Genomic DNA, 19,528 nt, shown 5'->3' on the forward strand with positions numbered 1-19,528 from the left:
AGACGCCCAAGTCCCCATAAATGCAAAAAGCGCCTCTCAGGCGCTTATAGAAGCGGCTGTTGTTGTTCAGCCGCTTTTGCTTCCAGTTGTCGTTTTACCCGCCGTAGGATGGCATATACCCACACCTTGCTGATGCCGTACTTGTGCGCCAGTTCTTGGTGGTTGTCGCCGCTGAATTCCCGGTACACATCCAGATCGCGCTGACTCAGTTTCATGTGGGTGCCTTTGCCGATGTAAATCGGCAGGCCTCCCCATTCATCACAGACGACGTCAACGATCAGATCGGCCAGTTCATCTGCTTCGTCTTTGCTAAGGCCCTGTTGTTGACCCAATCGACTGACGATGTCGAACAGGTCGGCCAGGAATTCCGGCGCGTTCATTTTGCGATCGTTGCTCATAGTGCTCTCCTTACCAATCGGTGTCGTTCAGCCGTTGCACGGTGGCTTCGGCACTGGTGTAGCTGGCTTGCTGACGTTGTTGTTCAACTCTGACAATGCCGTCGACGCCACCAGCGATCACGCTTTCCAGCACTTGTTTCAGGTAGTTGTGATTCTTGAGCGGCTTGACCTGTCCGCCCTGGGCCCGTTTGCTGTGGATGGCATCGACGGTTTGTTGCATTGCAGCAGTGATCCACTGAGGCGCCTCCAGTGCCAGTACCTCCTTGGCCAAGGCCAGTGCCCGATCGTTACTGAGGTCGCGGCTTGGGCTGCGGAACAGCCCCAGATACGCCAGCAGCGCCTGACCGGTGGCGCTGTCTGTTCTTGCGACCAGCGCCGCCAGTTCACGGCCAGCCTGATCCTTGGCGATCGCATCCAGCGAGATCCGGTGGTGGCAGATTGGGCAGCGTCCCAGTTCCATCAATGCACTCCCTTGGCGGCCATCGTCTGCAGGCGTTTGCGCCAACCTTTCAGCCGGTGCAGCAGTGTGTTCGCCAGCGTGTCGTCCTGGTTAATCCACTCTATGGCGTCGATCGGTTTACCGGCACAGGCCGATTGTTTGCGTACCCAGGCGAGCAGCGCATTGTCGGAGCGATCGCGCAGGTACCCGGCTTTGGCCATGGATATCCATACCGCGCGCAGAGCATCCGCCTTGGTGGCTTCTCCTGGCTGCTTGTGGCTGGTTTGTGGGCTGAGTTTTTTTCCTGCACCGATTCGGCGTTTGGGTTGCCAGCCCTTGCCGATCATTTCTTGCAGAGCGGCGTCGATTTGCTTGATTTGCAGGTTGCGGGCGCTGGGATCGGCTGCTGGCGCGCCGTGGCGCACCAGCAATGAGCGATAGGCGTCATCGCTCATGTTCATTTCCTTTTTGGCGATATGCAGCTTGGCGAGGGCTGCGCCGCGTTGGGCTGGATTGGTCATGGCTGAACTTCCCCGGTCTTGGTATTAACGGTGAAGTGCTTTGTTATGACGGTATCACCCGGGAAAATTGGCCTGATCTCCAGTCCGCCACCCATGAATGGCAGCACCACAACCGGTTGCTCTCCACGTTTAAGTTGAGCACTCATAGCATCGGCGATATCCGCAAACACCAGGCGTGCTGGCCGGGTCATGTCTAATGGCAGTTCAGTCATGGCTGCACCTCCAGCTCTTCAATCGTCATGTCGTCATAACTGAACTCCGGCGGCTCTGCTGAGATGATTTTGATGCCTTCGGAACCATCCATTTGGGGCCAGCCTTCTACTCCGTATTTTTTATCCCAGTCGAATTTATCTACCAGAAATGAGTCCCCCCAACCGCTTTCAATCATGAGATCAATGCAGCGACTCGTGAGCATTTTTAGAACCGCATTCAGTACCGTTCCTGCATCGCTAATTCGCGATTCAGGGCTGGTCCAAAAATTATTAATCTCGTGCAACTTCTCTTCTGTCATCACTTCGTGATCGACTTCTACGACCAGCTCTGCCTTGTAGTCCCAATCGATTCGATAGAGTTTGATATTGCTCATGGCTGCACCTCCAGCTCGGCCGCTTCAGCAACCAGGGCGTTAATCAGTTTGTCGATTTCGCTGTCAGTGGCTTTGATCACTACCTGGTCGGTACCGTCATGGACCTGAACGCCAATCTTTTTGAGTTCGGCGGCAGTCAGGTTACCGAGGGCGGAGGTAATGGGCTTTTCTTCGGTTTTGATCAGCACTTCAGCCTGGTCTGGTAAGTGTTTACGGATCAGCTGCACCGTCTTGTTCGCATCGGGGATCACGGTTTTGCCTTTGCTTTTGGCATAGCCCACCTTGATGCCACTAGTGATCAAGGTTTTTGGTTTGGTGAACAGCTGTGGGGCCGCCTGAATTGCCTGGGTCAGTTGGTCTTTCGCTTGCGCCATGCTTTGCACTGCGAGTTTCAGGCCGCGCAGCTTTTTACGCTTGGTGGTTTCCAGCTCGTCGTTCAGTGTCGTGATGCGTTGAGCCAGTAAGTCTCGGGCGTCTGCATAGGTACGCGTGAGCTGTTCAATATCGGTCAGGTCAGTCATGGATGATGTCTCCGTGTTCGGTCACTGTTCCCAGAATCGTTAATGCCCGTTGGCAAAGACGGTGTGCCTTACGCCAACCTCGACGCGTACATTGAAACGGCCGATCGGTTGCCCAAATGGTGTATGAACCATGTTTGGGGCACTGGACTCGCCACCGGGTTATGTCGTTATTCGTGGACGGTTGTTTATTGGTAATGCCGTGCACCATCATGGCGGCTGCCCTCGGATTGCCTGGTATTGGGTTAACTGGCTGCCTGAATCAGGCCGGTGCGGGCAGCCAGTCGCTTTACCAGCGTCAGATTGTGGTGGGCAGCGCGGGCGCGTCCTGCGCCCTGGCTGGCCCCAGCGGCGGGTGCTGCTGTTTGGGTGCCTCGTGGCTGTTTCGGGAATGAATTCCCTCCTACAGACGATGCAGCAAGCGGGGCAAATACGGTTCGGGTGGTAAGGACCACCAAAACTTGCACCAACACCAGGGCAAGGAGCTGAATCCCCACCTGGTAGGCAGCCACCAGATCCACAGCTGGCGGGCGCTGGCCGGTGGTTTGGTTCAACTCCGCTTTGGTTGCGGCAATTTGGGTTTCGGTCTTTTCGATCAGCCCGGCCCAGCCTTCACGGCGCTCACTGTTTTTCAGGTAAGTCGCTTGTTTGGCTTCCAGGCGGGCCAGATCGACGCGTAATTGCTCGACGCTGGACTGGTTGGCAGCAGCAGCTGCACGGCCTTGTTGCCATGCGGCATAGTGTGGTTGGGCCAGATCAAACAAGGGTGATCCCAACGCCAGCACGGTGGCAATGCAGGCCACCAGGGTGTTGCCGCGAGCCCAGAGCCAAACGGCTCCAAGCTCGATCACCAGCGACCAGACCGGGGCGGTCCAGCTGTCACCAGTTTGGTCTGCCCAAAACGTCATGCTGTGGCTCTGCAGCAGAACAATGCCGCCAACTAACAGCGCCAGAGCTGGAAGTCGTTTCAGCAGTTGCCAGCTCATGGCCGCACCTCCCATTCCACAAAGCACTTTGCCAGGTTGCCCCGGTAGAGTTCTTTGAGCTGGCCCCCTTCAACACGGCGCGAGCGTTTCCATGCGCCAGTTAGGCGGTGCAGCCCTTTGGCTGGCTGTACTCGCAACACGGGGATAGCGGTATCCAGATCGACAGACAGCACCATCACATCTAGAGCATCCAGCTCGCTCAGGCAGGCGGCAGCGTCCATCATTTTTGTACCTAACACTTGATTCAACAGTCCCATTGCAAGGCCCTCAGACAGCGTTGATGATGTCGGCGGTAACTTTCGGCGCACCCAATTCGGCAGCCATGTTCATGGCTGCAACCAGCTGGTTGCCGACTGCCAATGGGTAAAGCTGGCTGATTGGAGCCGCATTACGGGTACGCGCAGGCGTGGTGAGTTTGGTGCGTAAGGCGTCTAATGCTCCGGCATCAAGAATGTCTGACACCCGTTTGTTGGCAATGCCGAGACGGTGGTTCAGGTAGCCTTCCAGGTGGCGGTCGAGCGGCTCAAGAGTGGCAACTTCAATGCGTTGGACGACTTCACGAACCTCAGGTTTGTTCTCGGCCAGCTTTTGTGACAGTTCGGTTTGGCCAATCAGGATGATGGATAGCAGGCGGTTAAAACCGTCTTCCAGCTCGTAGAAGCGTTTCAAGTGCTTGAGTGTTGGAATGCTGAGGCAATGGGCTTCCTCAATAATCAGCACATGACGGTAACCGGCCCGGCGGCTCTCGATCAGTTCCCGGTGTAATTGATTAAACCGGCCCTCTGCGGAGACCTTGAGTTTGATGTGTGGGTTCAGGCTCCGCAGGATGCTGGCGGCGATATCCGGTGCTTTCAGGTTTTTGCCCTTCAGCTCAGAGTCTTCCAGGCCGAGCACATACGGTTCGCAAACGATAACAGGGCGCTGTTCGCGGTTGATTCGATCGATCAGGTCGCGGCGCAGGGTGGATTTACCAGCACCGGATTCACCAACGACCGCAATAAAGCGTTCACCAGTCATTACCTGGGCCATTGCAGCCCGGATATAGGCAACGTCTGGGGTATCGAACACCTGATCGGCAGAGGTTAATTCCTCGAATGGGTTAACGAACAGACCGAAGTGCTTGCGGGATTTTTGGTAAAGCGGTTGATAACGAAGTAACATATTTTGATCCTCTTTGGGTTCTGCGTCGGCTGACTGATCCTCTTTTGACGCAGGCTTAAACAGGTCAGCGAGCGTTGCCGCGCTCGCGCCCTTACTTTTCAGGGTGTCCCTGATTTTCTGTTGCAGTTGCTCGCGGCCTTGTTTGGGCCAGCGGTTGTGGTTACAGATGCACGACAGAGCCGAGCGGCTGATTCCCACCATTTGAGCGGCGCTATTGATCGCCAGCCCAAATTCATCCAACGCCCGTTTCAGCAACAGTTCGCTGGTTTGTTCGCTTTCATATGCCACCAGATCGGTCATTGGCCGATTACTCCTACAGCTCCCGGGGTGGCGTTGCTCCATAACTCAACCAGCCGGGCGATCTCTGATTCAGGCACACCATCCGGGTAAGCCGTTGTCAGGGCCTGATAGTGCTCAGGCGTCCAATCAATGCTGGACTGCTCCAGCTCTCGTTTTATCTGCATGGCAGCGGTTGGCAGAGACAGCCGGTGTTGCTCTACCGTTGGGCGGTCGCCCAGGTCTAATTCGGTACCGCGACGCGGCAGTACAGCTACGTCCGGTATGTTTTCAAAATGCTTGTAAGGGTCGAGTCGGCCACCGAATGGCAGAGCCTTGGCCTTCGCAGCTGCATCCACCTCCGCGTCGGTGGCGGCTTCATAGATACGGCGTTGGATTTCGCGGCGGTTAATGTCGAGCTGGGTTTCTGGTGCCGGGGTGTAGTCCTCACCAATGATGTTGGCGGTTTCCAGGAAACCATTCTCGTCTTTGCTGATGGCCAAAATTGGGTGCAGTACCTCCGCACCGTCTTCGTAGGTCACTACCCATGCACGATCCGATACCAGTGGGTTCAGTGTGACCATGAGCTTTTCGCGGACAGCGACCCCAGGGACTTGATGAACATCGAAGGGCTGCCCCTTGAAGGAAATGGTCAGACCGTCCCGTACCTTGCAAGCTTTGGGTTCTGAGGTCAGCAGTTCACGGGCATGATCCATGTTTGCCAGACGCAGCTGAGATGGTGTGATTTCCATCCACTTATTCAGACGGGTCTTACCGTGACGCGTGTGCTTGCGCGTGGCATTGAACCAGCGGCAGAACTGACGCGCCTTTTGGTTGATCCATTCCAGGCTGGGCACGTCGGTATATTTGAAGCCAGCTTCAAAATTGACCTCGACCAGGTCTTGCCCTTTTTCCACCTGGCCAGTGGCGCGGCTGTTGCCTTTCTTATGAATCTCATCTTTGATCTGCAGTGCTTTCAAAAAGCGTCTGAATGTTTTGGTTGCACCGCTACCCGGGTCGAAGTAGAGGATATTTGGCACGCCATAAACCGATTCACCCTTGCGCTCGGCCATGGCGGCCAACAGGCTTTCAGCCAGATTGGCGATAGACTCACCGCCAGCAACGTAGTGCGCAAAAATGGCACCACTGGTGTGGTCGGTTACCACATAGCGGGTCAGGCGTTGCTTTTTGATTTTCTCGAAGTTGCCTGGCTTGTTCTTATAGAACTCACCCGGTGGCATATCGGCCACGCCAGACTCGGGAACGTAAAAAAGCACCGAGATGGAGGCGTCGATCTGCCAGACATGATTGGGATGACGGCTGGCCAGTTGCACCGCTGGCGTTGGGCGGCGCAGCTGGTCTGGGTGCAACTGATATTGACGTAATGCACGTGAACAGGCGTTCTCGCTGAGCAGGCGCACTTCACCGGTTTTTTCATCGATGTATTCCGCCCGAATCGTGCCATTGGAGCGCAGCGTTTCCAGTGCATTCTTAACCGTGGCCAGCTTCTTATTGTTGTTGCGGTACGAGTGATACATGAATTTACTGATTTCCATGACCTCATCCAAAGGCAACAACACATCACCGGCATCTGAGCGCTTCTTGCGGGCTTTCTTCAGCCCTGCTGCTTCTAACTCCCGGTAGAGGCTGGACAGGCTGATGCCAAGACGGTCTGCAGCAGCCTGATAAACCCGCTGCTTTTGGCCGTGGCCAGCTGACTCTGCCGTGCGCCAGGCATCCACCAGAATTTCGGTTTTGATTGCCATTGATACCGCTCCGCCGTCTCTTAGCCTTGCTCGCCAACACTGGCGTCATCGTCCAGCTGGTCGAGCATGTTCAGCTGGTTATCATTCCAGCGTTCCCATTCCGGCACGCCGTCGACCACTTCAGCCAGAGCAAATAATTCGCGCAGCTCGGCAATTTCATTGCTGATTTGATTCAGGTGGCCAAGCAGGATTTGGTCAGAACTGCCGCCATGCTGGTCATGGTGATTGGCAATGGCAGTCATGTGGCCATTCAATGAGCCTGTGATTGCCTTACTGATAATCTCGGAGATTTCCGCGACCCTGCCATGCAGCTTGGCAAGGTCTTCGTCTGGTTTTGGCAGCGTTTGAGGTTTGCGATCCAGCTCGGTCAGCAGAGAGTCGATGGTTTCGCTTTTGACTGTGTTCAAGCGTTCGGCCGCTTCGCTTTTGTTTTTCTCTTCGCGCAGCTTTTTGCGGAGTTCGGATACTGGCATCCGGTCGATGTCGTCCAGTTCCAGGCCGCGAACCGAGCCTTCTTCAGCAAGCTCTTCAATTTCTTCATCATCAAGCACCAGCAGTTCGAGAATCTTAGATTTGCCAACTTTCGCCAAATGCGCCGATATCGGCGCATTTGAAAACTTCAAACTGACCTGCATAAATTTCTGGGCTGCACGCGGGTTGATATCAAGACGTTGCAGGCACTCCAAAAACTGACCGTGCTCAGCTTGCTCTTTGATTAGCAGAAGGCGTGCGCCAATCTGAAAAATTTCCGCACCAATACGCGCCTGGCTTTCACGAATACCGTCCTCCAGAACGTCAGGTGCCAGATTGCCTCCGTACTTCAGCACATGAGCCAGCTCTTTGGCGGCTTCTTTGGTTTGGGCCGCCTTATACATGGCGTTGATCGCGTCACGACTGGCAGCCAGGTTGGCATCCTCGTCAGTGGCAGTGGTGGCTGGAATGAAATCGGTCATAGGATTCCCTTACATACGAGAGTTGTTGATTCGGTTCTGCAGTTCGCCGATACGGCGCTGAGCCTGCTCCAGATCGGAGCGGATCTGTTCCGATCGTTGGGCCAGTCGAACGCTGGCACGGATACGACTGGTTTCCGGGATGCGTTCTGCCCAGCCAGTAGCCTCCAGAGTGGCCACGTAGCGTGTGACGTTGGGGGCGCTGAACCCCGTTGCTTTGACGATGTCCGTTGGTGTCATGCCGTGGACGAAATTGCGCATCAGCAGATCCAGCACGGTCAGTACACGCTCGGCGGATTGGTTGGTGCTCATGCCTTATGCACCTCTTCTTGTTCGCACTGAGTCCACAGTTCAAACCAGTCCACTCCGCAGCGAGGCTGCACAAGCATCTTGTATGCCTCGCGCCATGCGACTTCTGGCAGCAATAGCCCCCAGCCATGATGCTCACGGTCATGAGTGCATTCGACGTGGGCTAAATGGGTAAAGTAGCCCTCGCCCCAGGTCGCGGTTACGGTCCAGCCGGAGGCCTCCAGCTGGCGCTGAACCGCATTAGCAAAACGTTGAAGCGTTGGATGCATATTGTTTGAATGATACATAGCTGACTCCTTATGCAGCCGTGGCAAGAATTCCGGGCACAATTTCTTCACCAATTTCCTGAGAGAGTTCTCGCAAAATCCGGTAACTCAACCGGCCGCGAGGCAAGTCAGATTTCCCTGCATAGCGATCTAACAGCTGATACACAGTGCGTGGCTTGTAGCCGTGTCTGAACGACCATTCCCGACAGTTGGTTTTCTTTTCCATCAGGCGAGCTAGAATCTGATGCTTCTGCATGGTTCACTTGTACCCAATTTGTTTACCTGTACACAATGAGTTTACTATACATACACAAAATATGGACATCAACACTGAGTACACAAAATGGATAAAAAAAGCGCGTCGGCGGTAATTGAACGGCTGAAGCGTTGTTTGGGCGCTGGGAGTGATTCAGAGTTAAGCCGGATTACGAAGGTAAACCGCCAGACACTCAGTAACTGGAAAACCAGAAATACCGTCCCTTACACGCTTTGTATTCAGGCAGCAGAGGAACAGCATTTTTCTCTGGACTGGCTGCTGCTGGGCGTCGGTCAGCCCACTAGTCATGCCTTGGCAGAAGAAACTGCCAGCAACTGCAGCAGCCCGCCACTCACAGACAAGCAGCAAGAACTACTCGCGCTTTTTGACAATCTCAGTGCCGTTCAGCAGCAAGATTTATTAGCGGACGTGAAGGAAAAAAGCCGGATATCTGAAATGGAAAAAGCCCTGGAAGATCTCAAGGCACAGATGGATTCATTAAAAAATTTGCGCTGATCTGTACACAATTGGTATATGTGTACACACGTCTGTAGCATTGTCATACTATGTTCTGATTCGTCAGGAACTCTGGTTGGTTCCCTCGGGGTGTATTGAAGTCGTCAGTAAGGGATAGAGATGAAAGGATTCTTGGCAGAGTTGGAAAAGGTAACTCGGGAGTTTGAACAGCAGCTTCTTGAAGATGATATCGACAGATCATTTCTAAGCGGTATGGGCCAGCAATTGACAGCCCTGGAAGCAATCGTCGACGTTCATGAAGAAGATATCAGGGAAAGACTAGAACACGTTCGACAAGCTAGAGATCACTTAAATAAAATCTATGCCTTGCTGGGGGAATGTGAAGGCCCTCTGTATAGCCCATTCAGTAGTCCATTTGATGAAATTGAATGGCGAATGGATGAAAAACTGGTGTTTGCTGATGCCAGCGATGAACCGACTCAAGATTCCGATGAAGCTTTCGCCGAGGTCGAAGAGATATTACTTGCTGATAGCGATCAAATGGCCCTGAGCATAAAGCTATCACGGGAAGAAGGTGAGCATGCTTTTAACGCACTGCTCAGCCTTTATCAGGCGATAGGGCAGCGCTTCACACCCAATACTGCCTTTATGCGTTTTATGGAAAATTGACGTTATATACATGGAGGTTTTATGCGTTATTGGATGCTGCTTTTGGGATTGTTGGCTACGTCGTGGACTCAAGCAGGAATGCATGTCTGTCGTGATGCTGACGGAAACACCGTTTTTCAGGATCAGCCTTGCGGTACCGTAAATACTAATTCCGCTCAATCTCAAAATGTATGCTCGGACTCAATATCGGCTTATCAGAAACGCATCCAGGCTGGGCACTCTCTTCCTACTGATCGGACCTGCTTGAAGCAACTTATGGTTGAGCAGCAAGAATCGGAGCGCCTGGCTGCAGAAGATGCCAAACGGCAGCAGCAGCTGGTAATAGAAAAAGAGCGGCAAGCTCTCCAGGAAGAGAGACGGAAGGAACAATTAGCCAAGGCAAAAGAAGATGAAGCCCGGTTTTTGGCGGCGCTTAAAGCGGCACAGAACAAAATAGTTGAATCAGATGATCCTGAATTGACGAAAGTGATGCTTGAGAGATCCTGCCTTCAGCATGTACTTGATACTCACAGCTTTAAGGACCCCGATTCTGTGCGGATCGAGGGTGTGAAGTATGCCTGGTTAGCGAATGGCTCTCTCCCGCGCTACGCAATCTTGTTGGATGTAAATGCCAAAAATAGTTGGGGAGCGTATGTAGGAGCGGAACAGTACCGATGCTACCTAAGTGAAGATGGCCAGCGTTTGAGCGGTGCTCAGTGATAGAAGGAGTTGTAATGGAAATTCCATGGGAGTTCGTGACAAGTTTTATTAGTGGAGCGCTAGGTGGATTAGCGTTAGCTGCCTTATTAGGGAAAAAACTCTTAGAGCAACTCCTGCAAAAAGACATGGAGCAGTTCAGAGCGGATCTTACAAGTCAGGCGAATATCAAATTGACTGAACACTCAGCTGCTCTGCAAAAAGACGCCATGCTTCTTAATATTCGGTATGGAGGAATTTATGAAAAGCAGGCCGAGGCGTTGTTAACGATATACCGATTATTGTTTGTAATGAAAGAGGTTGTTCAGAATTTACTGGAGTTATCTGCACATTCAGATAGTGATCGCTGGAAGGCTATCCATAAGCCATTTACTGATGCTCAAAAATTCTTTTTTATAAATAGACCTCTTATTCCTTTAGAACTTGTTCCTGCTCTTGAAGATTGTTTAGAAAAATATCATTCATATATACTGGAATATCATACTAGGGCACGCAATTTTTCTGAAAAAGTGCAGTCTTTGCCACCAGATCAGGCGAAAGATCTCATGGTTGAACATATAGCGAATCATCCAGCTAGGATGAAAGAAGCTATTGATTTATCTCTAGAAAAAATTTCCACGCTAATGCAGCAATTATTAGGGACTGGAAAGCTCTAAAAATGTGCCAGAGCTGACATTTAATGGAATGAAAAACCCTAAATAGAGTTGTAGCCAAATTACTCAGGCCATTTCGGCGCTGGTTTGGTTGCATAACTCGATTTAGAGGATTTGAAATGTCTAAAATTAACATCGTACTCACAGAGTCCATCTCTGCACTATCTAAACGCATGAACATCCAGACTGGGCTATTGCACTCGATAGATGATTCCAGAGCGAAAGAAATGCTCAGGGCCTTACATCATCACGGGGTGGCGATGCCCTACGATGAGGTCTTACAACTTTGTATTGCCAATAACTGGCCGGAAAAACATGCGGTGCAGTTTGCCAAATTGGCTCAACGAGTCAGTGACGGGAAACGCGTTAGGGTGAAATTACCGATTGGCTGGGGAGCCGATACAGTGAATAAAATCATAGCTTCCCATCTGTAATGAAGGGCCAGTAAGCAGCACGGATGCTGCTTTCAAAATCTGAATAGATTTAAGCCTTAGCAACAGCAACCTCCAGCTCTGCCGATCGCAAGCAGAGCAGCCATAAATCCCGCCTGTTAGCCCAATGGTTACGCCATGGCTGGTCGAATATTTCGATCAAGGCCGCCAGCAGCTCATCGGTTTCTCCCTGGTCGTATTGGCGGTATTCCAGCCGGGCTTTCCACTCGCCCCACAGCAGCCACTTTAAATTTTGCGGCCATGCGGATATCCATGGCGTTGGTTTCAGCGACCATCCGAGTTTGTCCAGGACATACTGGTGGGCGTCTTTTGCAGCGGCTTTGATCACTGCTCGTTCGAAGGTATAGGCCCATACGGTGACGCGGTTTTGCTCGTCGCCCTGGCCGATCGGGATGATATATCGAGTCGGCAGTGCCCTGGAAAGCAGCCAGCTGGTGATTCGGCGGCTGACGTCGATGGTCATGTAAAAGGCTCCGCTTACGAACAGGCAGAGCCAGACCCACTCTTGCCAGCCGTAGCTGGCATATACCGATTCGGTCATCGCGACGTTTTCCGTTTGTCTTGCTGCTGTTGGTATTCCTTGGCTTTCACCAGGCGTTTTTCTTCCAGCATGTTGGCGATGAGTTCGACGGTGTCACCCAAGACGTCGTTGGTGTCCATTTTTTCAAGCCAGCGCAAGCCGCTGATGATCGCGCGAGTAATCAGGCGTTCGAGTACCACGGTCCATTGAATACGGCGTAACACGGCACTGAGGGCGTCTGAAACCAGCTGCCATGTGAATGCCGAAAGCAAACTTTTAATAATGTTGAGCATGGTGCCTCCCGGCTCAGGCCAGAATGTGTTTGTCGAGGGGGACGAATTTGTTTTCAGCCCATTCCTTTACATCAAATCCTGGGCAGGTTTTGACCCATTCCCACGGTTCCACTTCGCCATCACCATTAACGTCGGGTGACAGATCACGATGGCCACAAATCACTGGCGGTGCGGCAATGCGTTCGCAGATCAGCCAGTCCACAAGGGTTGCCAGTGCGGCCCATTGGCGTTTGGTAAAGGCATCTGTACCGACTATGCAGATGCCCACGCTGAAGCGGTTATGGCCATAGGCATGTGCGCCGATTTCATTTAACGGTCGCCCCGATCGGATGGTGCCATCCAGCTCGATGACGTAGTGGTAACCGATATGACCTAACGGGGGTTCTGTGTGCAGGGTGAATGGCTCCGCTTCCAGCGGAATTGTCAGGTCGCGTTTGAAGCCACGGTCGGCGTGCCAACTGTCGATTTGTTCGGCAGTGAACGGCTGGCCGTTTGGCGTCGCGGCACAGTGAACAACGATGGTGTCGACGTTTTCGAGTGATCGCCAATTACCCATTACATGACCTCTCTCTGGTGAATTGGATGATGTGTATTGCTTTCAGAGGTCTGCACTGTGGCACGAGGCTGACGGGGCTTTCTTGTAAAGCCGTTTACAAGATTTGGAGGGATTGAAAAGCCAGACTGGCTGCACTTTTTAGGCTAGCTGGGGATGCGGCTGTGGATTTTTTAGCGGGATTGGAGAAGTACTGGGCACCCATTGCACTGGTCATGAATCTGGCGCTGGTTTGGCTTGGCTGGACATTTAAGCAGTCGACTGTAAGTCCTCAGGACTTTGAAGCATTTACAAAAAGCATCAACGAGACGATCCAGAAGAATGACGATGAAATCAAAGATCAGTTAACCCTTCAGGATCGCCGTATTACGGCGGTTGAATCAGAACTCAAGCACATGCCCAGCCATGAAGACTTGAAGCATATCTATGGCCGCCTGGATAGCGTTGTCGAAACGCTCAGCAAGGTTGCTGGCCAGTCGAGTGGCCATTCCCGGCAGCTCGACACCATCTATCAGCATTTGATTTCCCAGGAGAAAAAATCATGAGCTTCCTTGATCGGGTCGCAGCCAGTCAGCGTCTGTATATTTTGCAGCTGTTGAAACGAGATGCTGGTTATAGCCACAACCAGCACATTTTGGCTGCTGGTCTAACTGCAGCTGGCCATTCCATCAGTACTGATGAAGTTCGTGAGCATATCCGTTGGTTGGAGAATGCCGCACTGTTGGCGGTGAAGGATGTGCACGGCATTGGCCTGGTGGCAACGATCAATGATCGCGGTGTTGAGGTTACCGAAGGTCGTTTGAGCATCGATGGTATTGAGCGCCCTCGTCCTGGAGAGCTGTGATATGGGCCGCCAAAGCAGCATCAAACAACTGGCACCAGACATTCTGGAACGGCTCCACGAACTGCTGCGTGATCCGCGCGTAAACCAGCTCGAAGCGACGGCTCGTATCAACGCGATTCTTGAAGAGCGTGGTGAAGATCCCGTCAGCAAAAGTGCTGTCAACCGGTACAAACTTTCATTCGATGAGATCGGCGAATCTATGCGTGAGAGCCGCGAAATTGCGGCTATGTTCGTCGATAAGTTCGGCGCGGCGGCCCAGACTGACATCGCGCTGATGACATCAGAGAGTATCCGGGACGTTATTTTCCGTCTGATCATTGCGGTTAAGCAGCTGATGAAACAGATGTTCGACAAGAGCATGGACCCAGATGCTGATTTTGATGATAAGCAGCTGGCCAAGTTGATCGGTATGACCAAAGAGCTGTCTGTTGCCCAGGAGAAACTGGAGAAAGCCGTTTCTGACACCACTAATCGTGACACCAAAATCAAGGAGCAAGCCCGAAAAGAAGCGCTGGAGGAAGCGGCATCCAATGCCGAAGAAGCAGCTCGCGCCCAAGGGCTGGATGAAGCTCAGGTGGATTTTTGGCGGAATAAGGTGCTGGGCGTATGAAGCCGTTGGCCGACACCATCCGCTGTGTTGAGTGGGAAGAATTACCCGCCCGCGCCCGTGATATTCCCGCAGACTTCGACCCCATGGCAGATGGCGTGTTAATGCAACACCAGGTCGATTGGCTGCGTATTCAAACACCAATTAAAACCTGTTCAAAAGGACGCCGGACCGGCATTACCTTTGCTGAAGGTCTCGATAGCCCAATCACGGCCGCCAGCCGCAAAAGTGCTGGCGGCATGAACGTGTTTTACATCGGTGATACCAAGGAAAAGGGACTGGAGTTTATTGGCTACTGCGCCAAGTTCTCGAAGGTGATTGCCCAGGCTCAGGCCGGTGGTATGTCGCAGATCGAAGAGTTCCTGTTTGAAGATCAGCAGGAAGACGGCACCACCAGGCACATCACCAGCTACCGCATTCGTTACGCTTCTGGTTATCAGATCGTCGCGCTATCCAGTAACCCGGCCAACATTCGTGGTTTGCAAGGCAAGGTAATCATCGACGAAGCGGCGTTTCACCGTAATGTCCAGGCGGTGATTGATGCTGCAACGGCTCTGCTGATTTGGGGTGGTCGGGTGTCGATCATCAGTACTCACAATGGCGTTAGCAATCCGTTCAATCAGTTGATCAAGGACATTCAGGACGGGCGTTATGGTGACAGCGCAACCGTCTACAGCTGCACATTTGACGACGCTGTCACCAATGGCCTATTTGAGCGGGTCTGTATGATGAAAGGCGAACAGCCCACGCTGGAAGCCAAGCAGCAATGGTATGCAACCATTCGTAATGCCTACGGCCCACGTAAGGCCATGATGCGTGAGGAACTGGACGCCATTCCACGCGATGGTACTGGCACCAGTATGCCTGGTATCTGGATTGATAATGCCATGCCGGAGCAGCCACCACGCCAAGTGGTTCGTCTGGCATTAGCGGAAGACTTCGCCATGAAGCCGGTGCCCGACCGGGAAGCCTGGGTGGAAGATTGGATCAGACGCTATCTGGCCCCGGTTCTGGCCACCTGTACTCCTGAACATCTGCACGTATACGGGATGGACTTCGCCCGTCACCGCGACTATTCCATTGTTGCTCCACTGGCTATTGAGCCTGGCCGTCACCGTTATTGCCCCTTCGTGCTGGAAATGCACAAGGTTCCAACCCGACAGCAAGAGCAGATTCTGTGGCATGTGATTGATGCCTTGCCGCGTTGGGTGGGCGGTGCCATGGACGCCGGTGGTAACGGTGAAACACTGGCTGAGTACACCGCAGACCGTTACGGCCGTCAGCGAGTGGATGAAGTGAAATTCTCGCGCGCCTGGTATGGGGCCTGGATGCCTAAACTGATCCAGCAATTTGAAGACGGCACGATTCAGATTCCCAAGGATCAGGATCTTGCCAACGACCTGCGCGCCATTGAGGAAGTAGACGGTATTCCGATGGTGGCCCGGGCTCGCCGTAAGGATCTGAAAGACCCGGACACCTACCGCCATGGGGACTTTGCACCAGCGTTGGCCCTGGCCATTTACGCGTCAATTGAAGTGAATAAAGGCCCTGTTGAAGTGGTCACCCGTCGCCCACGCCAATTCAATTCGATGTTTGAGGGTTACTCATGAGCAATAACGGCATCTGGGTAACACCCGATCAGTTCGTTCAGTTCGCCGAAAAAGGCAATTTTACTGACCATATCGTCACTCGTGACCGTTCGCCTGATTTCATGGCACTGGGCAGCTATTTGCCCAACCCTGACCCGATTCTGAGGGCTAAGGGCAAGAGCGTTGAGATTTACCGCGACTTGCTGGGCGATGCGGCGGTGGGTGCCGGTGTGCGCCGCCGAAAAGCGGCGGTAACCGCTCTGGAATGGGGGCTGGATCGTGGCCAGGCCAATGCCCGCACCGAGAGGAACATCAAGGCGATTCTGGATGATCTGGATATGGATCAGCTGATTCGGGATGTGCTGGAAGCCACTCTGTATGGTTATCAGCCAATCGAGATTTTATGGGGTAAAGGTCAGCGCTGGACGGCTCCGGCGGATCTGGTGGCCAAGCCGCCGGAATGGTTTGTGTTCAGCACGGATAACGAGCTGCGCTTCAAAAGTCGAGACAATATGCTGGAAGGCGAAGCCCTGCCACCGCGTAAATTCCTGCTTCCGCGCAACAATGCCACGTACCAAAACCCGTGGGGTACGGCGGATCTGGCGATGGTGTTCTGGCCCGCGACATTCAAGAAAGGCGGGATGCGGTTTTGGGTTCAGTTCGCCGAGAAGTACGGCACCCCCTGGCTGATTGGCAAAGTGCCTCGCAACACCAATGGCAATGTTAAAGCCGAGCTGGCCATGGATCTGGAAAGCATGATTCAGGATGCGATCGCAGTCGTGCCGGATGATTCCAGTGTGGAGATCGTGGAGGCTGCAGCAAAAGCAGGTGCTGCAGAAGCGTATGAAAAATTGCTGATGTGGTGCCGGTCTGAAATCAATATCGCGCTACTGGGCCAAAACCAGACCACGGAAGCCAGTGCTACTCAGGCCAGCGCCAAAGCAGGTTTGGAAGTAGCTGACGATCTGCGCGATAGCGATGCCCGACTGGTTGAGAGCACGGCAAATCAGCTGATTGATTGGATTATGTATGCCAACGGCATCAGCGGTCCGGTACCGAAACTGGAGCTTTGGGAGTCTCAGGAAGGCGATGCGAGCCAGGCAGATCGTGACGGGAAGCTGACTACCGCTGGTGTGAAGTTCTCCAAGAAGTATTGGATGCGGGCCTACAACCTGCAGGAAGACGATTTTGAAGATGAGCCTGCCGAACCGACTCCAACACCGGATACAAAAGCAGCTGATGCAGCCACACCGACTCCAACACCGGATACAAAAGCAGCTGATGCAGCCACTGATCCGGTAAAAACAGCTGCTGTTGATGAGGGTCAGGATTTTGCAGAGGGCGATCACCCACACGAGCACAGCGCCGCAAAAACGGACGCGATGACCGAACGGCTGCAACAAGGAGCTGCCGATCCGATGCGGGAATGGATCGAACAACTGCGAAGAATGGTCGACGACGCCGAGGATTTGGAACAGCTGCGCGACACGATTCTGGATAGCTATCACGATCTGGATGCAACCAGTATGGCCGCCGTCATGGAGCTGGCGTTTAGTGTCGCCGATGCTCAAGGCCGCGCTGATGTGAACGACGAAGTGGACGCGGACGGCCAAGCCGATGGCTAAAAAGGAGCCGACCAGCGCGGCGTTGGATGTTACCGGCAGAAGCCAGGATCAGGTTCAACTGGAGTTTAAGGAGCAGCTCCGAGCCTTAGAGCTGCGCTTGGGCAATCTGGTAACCACGGCTCAGTGGACGGATATGCTGCATAACGCCCATGACCGCGCGTTTACGGTTGCCGGAGCCATGAAAGCGGACCTGTTGGCGGATCTGGCAGCATCAATCGACCAACGGTTAAAACAACATGACGGCGGTTTGGAGGGGTTCAGAAAGGACTTCGACAAGATCGTCGAAAAACATGGCTGGGCATACAAAGGCGAACGCAACTGGCGAACACGCACTATCTATAAGACCAACATGCTGACCAGCTATGCATCAGGTCGGTTGGCACAGCTGAAAAATCCTAAGCTGCTGGAGGTTGCACCGTACTGGACCTACCGCCATAACGATAACGTCTTGCATCCCAGGCCACATCATTACCACTGGGGCCAGATTCAGCTGACGCTGCGCCATGACCATCCGTTTTGGGCGGCTCACTATCCGCCCAATGGTTGGGGCTGTCATTGCTATGTGACAGCCAAACGAAAGCCGCCTGACGGTGCTGATACAGTGCCACCGGACGGTTGGGACACTATCGATGAGCGAACCGGTACCGCACCTGGTATTGATATGGGCTGGGGCTATCAGCCCGGTGCTACCGTTTTGGATGAACTACAGGGCTTTGTGACCAGCAAGACTGCCAAACTGCCACAGCCGGTGGCTCAAGCGTTTGCAGACGACGTCTCGCAGGAGTTGGGAGCCAAGGCCAGCAAAATCAAAAAGCCCGTATCGCCCGAAGCCCGCGCCAAGCGCGCTGCTAAAGCGAAAGCCACGCGGCAGATGAACCAGGTTAGCAAAGCGCTCCATCCGAATGACGTGAGCAAATATAAAGAGGCGCTGAGTCAGCCGTTAATCTCCACCAAGGGGACGGAATACGGCCTGACAGAGGCAGAAATGATCGCGCTACGGGCGTATACTGACCACTACTATCTGGACATAAACAGCCAGTTGCGCGGTGTTGATAAAAAGGACTCAGCGACGTCCGGCCTGATTTCCGTTTTGCGATCGGCGTTGCGAAAGCTGCCAAACCACGACGGAGAAACATTCAGACGCACAACACTGCCAGCTGCTGTATTGGCCAAACATAAGGTCAATAAAGTGCTGACTCTGAAGGAGTTCACCAGTACGAGTTACGGGGCGGATGTTTTTTCAGGGCCTCACCGGCTGGTTTTTTACGGCAAGAGTGGCAAGCGCCTGGGCTGGATCAGTGTCTACGGGGAGTCAGAGCGAGAAGTGCTGTTTAATTCTCCGACCAGGTTCAGAGTGATTGATCGTTTCACTGATGACGCTGGAATCGAAACTATCGTTATGAAGGAGGTACCATGACATCTGTATTGGATTTGCCAGTCGAAGAACAACAGGCTATTGCCAAAGAAGAAGGCATCTCTTTTGAGCAGTGGCAGGCTGAAACTCGTCAAATGCTGCAGCGTAGCCGCAAGTTCGTTGCTGAGATTACGACCCGTGAAGCTGACATGACGCCAGAACAGATTGCGCACATGCAGCGCAAGATGGATGACCCGCTGACACCGCAATGAAGATTACAGTCGAAAACAACAGCGAGAAGGTGCTGACAGTTCTGCAGGAGCTGTTCGCAAAAGCCTCAGATCCTGAGCCCATGCTGTTGTTGATCGGCGAAACTCTGGTCGACTCGACCAAGCAACGATTCCAGAATGCCACAGATCCAGACGGCAATCCGTGGCAGGCCAATACCCAAACCACACTCGACTTCTATTTCCGTGAATTTGGTACAGCGAAAGCGTTGAACAAAAAACCGCTGACTGGCAAAACCCGAGAATTACAAACGACGATTACCTACCAGGTGAATGGTGACGAGTTGCTGGTTGGCTCGCCGCTTAGGTATGCGGCGATGCAACATTTTGGCGGAACCACATCATCACAAAGCATGATCCCCGGGAAAAAAATTCCAGCTCGCCCTTACTTGGGTATTTCCAATGAAGATGAGCAGGAAATCGTTCAGATTGTTGGTAGTTACTTGGTGATCTGAGCGTTTTCACATTCTGCAATTC

The 19,528-nt window shown here is 53.1% G+C and carries 29 protein-coding genes; 13 read left to right on the forward strand and 16 right to left on the reverse strand.

The genetic code is table 11. The features are described from left to right. Window positions 1-44 precede the first annotated feature (44 nt). From K6123_RS18335 to K6123_RS18395, 13 genes are all read right to left on the reverse strand, one after another. Window positions 45-398 (reverse strand): Mor transcription activator family protein, encoded by a 354-nt coding sequence (locus K6123_RS18335; RefSeq protein WP_221800457.1) that lies wholly within the window; start codon window positions 396-398, stop codon window positions 45-47. Between the two features lie 10 nt (window positions 399-408). Next, on the reverse strand, window positions 409-858 hold the full coding sequence (locus K6123_RS18340) for a hypothetical protein (protein ID WP_221800459.1): 450 nt from the start codon (window positions 856-858) through the stop codon (window positions 409-411). After that, the gene (locus K6123_RS18345) at window positions 858-1,358 is read right to left on the reverse strand and encodes a regulatory protein GemA (RefSeq protein ID WP_221800461.1); all 501 of its coding nucleotides are present in this window, start codon (window positions 1,356-1,358) and stop codon (window positions 858-860) included. Before K6123_RS18345 ends, K6123_RS18340 begins: the two co-directional genes overlap by 1 nt. Next, complete coding sequence (locus K6123_RS18350) at window positions 1,355-1,570, reverse strand: hypothetical protein (RefSeq protein ID WP_221800463.1); 216 nt, start codon at window positions 1,568-1,570, stop codon at window positions 1,355-1,357. The genes K6123_RS18345 and K6123_RS18350 overlap by 4 nt, the downstream gene beginning before the upstream one ends. After that, on the reverse strand, window positions 1,567-1,944 hold the full coding sequence (locus K6123_RS18355; RefSeq protein ID WP_221800465.1) for a DUF2528 family protein: 378 nt from the start codon (window positions 1,942-1,944) through the stop codon (window positions 1,567-1,569). Before K6123_RS18355 ends, K6123_RS18350 begins: the two co-directional genes overlap by 4 nt. After that, window positions 1,941-2,465: a host-nuclease inhibitor Gam family protein gene (locus K6123_RS18360; RefSeq protein WP_221800467.1), complete on the reverse strand. Its 525-nt coding sequence runs from the start codon at window positions 2,463-2,465 to the stop codon at window positions 1,941-1,943. Before K6123_RS18360 ends, K6123_RS18355 begins: the two co-directional genes overlap by 4 nt. A 242-nt stretch (window positions 2,466-2,707) precedes the next feature. Continuing rightward, on the reverse strand, window positions 2,708-3,448 hold the full coding sequence (locus K6123_RS18365; RefSeq protein ID WP_221800468.1) for a hypothetical protein: 741 nt from the start codon (window positions 3,446-3,448) through the stop codon (window positions 2,708-2,710). After that, complete coding sequence (locus K6123_RS18370; protein ID WP_221800471.1) at window positions 3,445-3,705, reverse strand: hypothetical protein; 261 nt, start codon at window positions 3,703-3,705, stop codon at window positions 3,445-3,447. Before K6123_RS18370 ends, K6123_RS18365 begins: the two co-directional genes overlap by 4 nt. A gap of 10 nt (window positions 3,706-3,715) precedes the next feature. Next, the gene (locus tag K6123_RS18375; RefSeq protein WP_221800473.1) at window positions 3,716-4,909 is read right to left on the reverse strand and encodes an ExeA family protein; all 1,194 of its coding nucleotides are present in this window, start codon (window positions 4,907-4,909) and stop codon (window positions 3,716-3,718) included. Beyond that, window positions 4,906-6,651, reverse strand: coding sequence for an integrase catalytic domain-containing protein (locus K6123_RS18380; RefSeq protein WP_221800475.1), 1,746 nt, complete (start codon window positions 6,649-6,651; stop codon window positions 4,906-4,908). Before K6123_RS18380 ends, K6123_RS18375 begins: the two co-directional genes overlap by 4 nt. A gap of 20 nt (window positions 6,652-6,671) precedes the next feature. Continuing rightward, window positions 6,672-7,604: a hypothetical protein gene (locus tag K6123_RS18385; protein WP_221800477.1), complete on the reverse strand. Its 933-nt coding sequence runs from the start codon at window positions 7,602-7,604 to the stop codon at window positions 6,672-6,674. 9 nt (window positions 7,605-7,613) lie between these two features. Next, window positions 7,614-7,913: a helix-turn-helix domain-containing protein gene (locus K6123_RS18390; RefSeq protein ID WP_221800479.1), complete on the reverse strand. Its 300-nt coding sequence runs from the start codon at window positions 7,911-7,913 to the stop codon at window positions 7,614-7,616. Beyond that, window positions 7,910-8,197: a hypothetical protein gene (locus tag K6123_RS18395; RefSeq protein WP_221800481.1), complete on the reverse strand. Its 288-nt coding sequence runs from the start codon at window positions 8,195-8,197 to the stop codon at window positions 7,910-7,912. The genes K6123_RS18390 and K6123_RS18395 overlap by 4 nt, the downstream gene beginning before the upstream one ends. Window positions 8,198-8,519: 322 nt before the next feature. Here K6123_RS18395 and K6123_RS18400 point away from each other — a divergent pair, with 322 nt between their 5' ends. From K6123_RS18400 to K6123_RS18420, 5 genes are all read left to right on the forward strand, one after another. Beyond that, entirely contained in the window at window positions 8,520-8,948 is a 429-nt protein-coding gene (locus tag K6123_RS18400; protein ID WP_221800483.1) for a helix-turn-helix domain-containing protein, read from the forward strand. A gap of 120 nt (window positions 8,949-9,068) precedes the next feature. Further along, window positions 9,069-9,578 carry a hypothetical protein gene (locus K6123_RS18405; protein WP_221800485.1) on the forward strand — a complete coding sequence of 170 codons (510 nt, stop codon included), beginning with the start codon at window positions 9,069-9,071 and terminating at the stop codon, window positions 9,576-9,578. 21 nt (window positions 9,579-9,599) lie between these two features. Beyond that, a complete protein-coding gene (locus K6123_RS18410) occupies window positions 9,600-10,277 on the forward strand; it encodes a DUF4124 domain-containing protein (protein ID WP_221800487.1) in 678 nt (225 codons plus the stop codon). Between the two features lie 14 nt (window positions 10,278-10,291). After that, window positions 10,292-10,930: a hypothetical protein gene (locus K6123_RS18415; RefSeq protein WP_221800489.1), complete on the forward strand. Its 639-nt coding sequence runs from the start codon at window positions 10,292-10,294 to the stop codon at window positions 10,928-10,930. A gap of 116 nt (window positions 10,931-11,046) precedes the next feature. Further along, window positions 11,047-11,361: a DUF1889 family protein gene (locus K6123_RS18420; protein WP_221800491.1), complete on the forward strand. Its 315-nt coding sequence runs from the start codon at window positions 11,047-11,049 to the stop codon at window positions 11,359-11,361. 49 nt (window positions 11,362-11,410) lie between these two features. Here the strand turns inward: K6123_RS18420 and K6123_RS18425 are convergent, their stop codons facing one another. The 3 genes from K6123_RS18425 to K6123_RS18435 are packed head-to-tail and all read right to left on the reverse strand — an operon-like array spanning window position 11,411 to window position 12,748. Beyond that, window positions 11,411-11,920 carry a hypothetical protein gene (locus K6123_RS18425; RefSeq protein WP_221800494.1) on the reverse strand — a complete coding sequence of 170 codons (510 nt, stop codon included), beginning with the start codon at window positions 11,918-11,920 and terminating at the stop codon, window positions 11,411-11,413. Next, window positions 11,917-12,192 carry a hypothetical protein gene (locus K6123_RS18430; protein ID WP_221800496.1) on the reverse strand — a complete coding sequence of 92 codons (276 nt, stop codon included), beginning with the start codon at window positions 12,190-12,192 and terminating at the stop codon, window positions 11,917-11,919. The genes K6123_RS18425 and K6123_RS18430 overlap by 4 nt, the downstream gene beginning before the upstream one ends. A gap of 13 nt (window positions 12,193-12,205) precedes the next feature. After that, entirely contained in the window at window positions 12,206-12,748 is a 543-nt protein-coding gene (locus K6123_RS18435; RefSeq protein ID WP_221800498.1) for an N-acetylmuramoyl-L-alanine amidase, read from the reverse strand. Window positions 12,749-12,909: 161 nt separating this feature from the next. Here K6123_RS18435 and K6123_RS18440 point away from each other — a divergent pair, with 161 nt between their 5' ends. From K6123_RS18440 to K6123_RS18475, 8 genes are read left to right on the forward strand one after another with little or no spacing between them, the layout of a single operon-like run. Beyond that, the gene (locus K6123_RS18440; RefSeq protein WP_221800500.1) at window positions 12,910-13,290 is read left to right on the forward strand and encodes a hypothetical protein; all 381 of its coding nucleotides are present in this window, start codon (window positions 12,910-12,912) and stop codon (window positions 13,288-13,290) included. Beyond that, window positions 13,287-13,589, forward strand: a complete 303-nt coding sequence (locus K6123_RS18445) for a VpaChn25_0724 family phage protein (protein WP_221800502.1) — start codon at window positions 13,287-13,289, stop codon at window positions 13,587-13,589. The genes K6123_RS18440 and K6123_RS18445 overlap by 4 nt, the downstream gene beginning before the upstream one ends. A gap of 1 nt (window position 13,590) precedes the next feature. Then, window positions 13,591-14,199: a phage protein Gp27 family protein gene (locus K6123_RS18450; protein ID WP_221800504.1), complete on the forward strand. Its 609-nt coding sequence runs from the start codon at window positions 13,591-13,593 to the stop codon at window positions 14,197-14,199. Further along, entirely contained in the window at window positions 14,196-15,806 is a 1,611-nt protein-coding gene (locus K6123_RS18455) for a hypothetical protein (RefSeq protein ID WP_221800506.1), read from the forward strand. The genes K6123_RS18450 and K6123_RS18455 overlap by 4 nt, the downstream gene beginning before the upstream one ends. After that, window positions 15,803-17,410, forward strand: a complete 1,608-nt coding sequence (locus K6123_RS18460) for a DUF935 domain-containing protein (protein WP_221800508.1) — start codon at window positions 15,803-15,805, stop codon at window positions 17,408-17,410. Before K6123_RS18455 ends, K6123_RS18460 begins: the two co-directional genes overlap by 4 nt. Next, complete coding sequence (locus tag K6123_RS18465) at window positions 17,403-18,827, forward strand: phage minor head protein (RefSeq protein WP_221800510.1); 1,425 nt, start codon at window positions 17,403-17,405, stop codon at window positions 18,825-18,827. Before K6123_RS18460 ends, K6123_RS18465 begins: the two co-directional genes overlap by 8 nt. Next, complete coding sequence (locus K6123_RS18470; RefSeq protein WP_221800512.1) at window positions 18,824-19,036, forward strand: hypothetical protein; 213 nt, start codon at window positions 18,824-18,826, stop codon at window positions 19,034-19,036. Before K6123_RS18465 ends, K6123_RS18470 begins: the two co-directional genes overlap by 4 nt. Beyond that, complete coding sequence (locus tag K6123_RS18475; RefSeq protein ID WP_221800514.1) at window positions 19,033-19,506, forward strand: phage virion morphogenesis protein; 474 nt, start codon at window positions 19,033-19,035, stop codon at window positions 19,504-19,506. Before K6123_RS18470 ends, K6123_RS18475 begins: the two co-directional genes overlap by 4 nt. Window positions 19,507-19,528 lie beyond the last annotated feature (22 nt).

Source organism: Oceanobacter mangrovi (assembly GCF_019740315.1).
GTDB classification, from domain to species: Bacteria; Pseudomonadota; Gammaproteobacteria; order Pseudomonadales; family Oceanobacteraceae; genus Oceanobacter; species Oceanobacter mangrovi.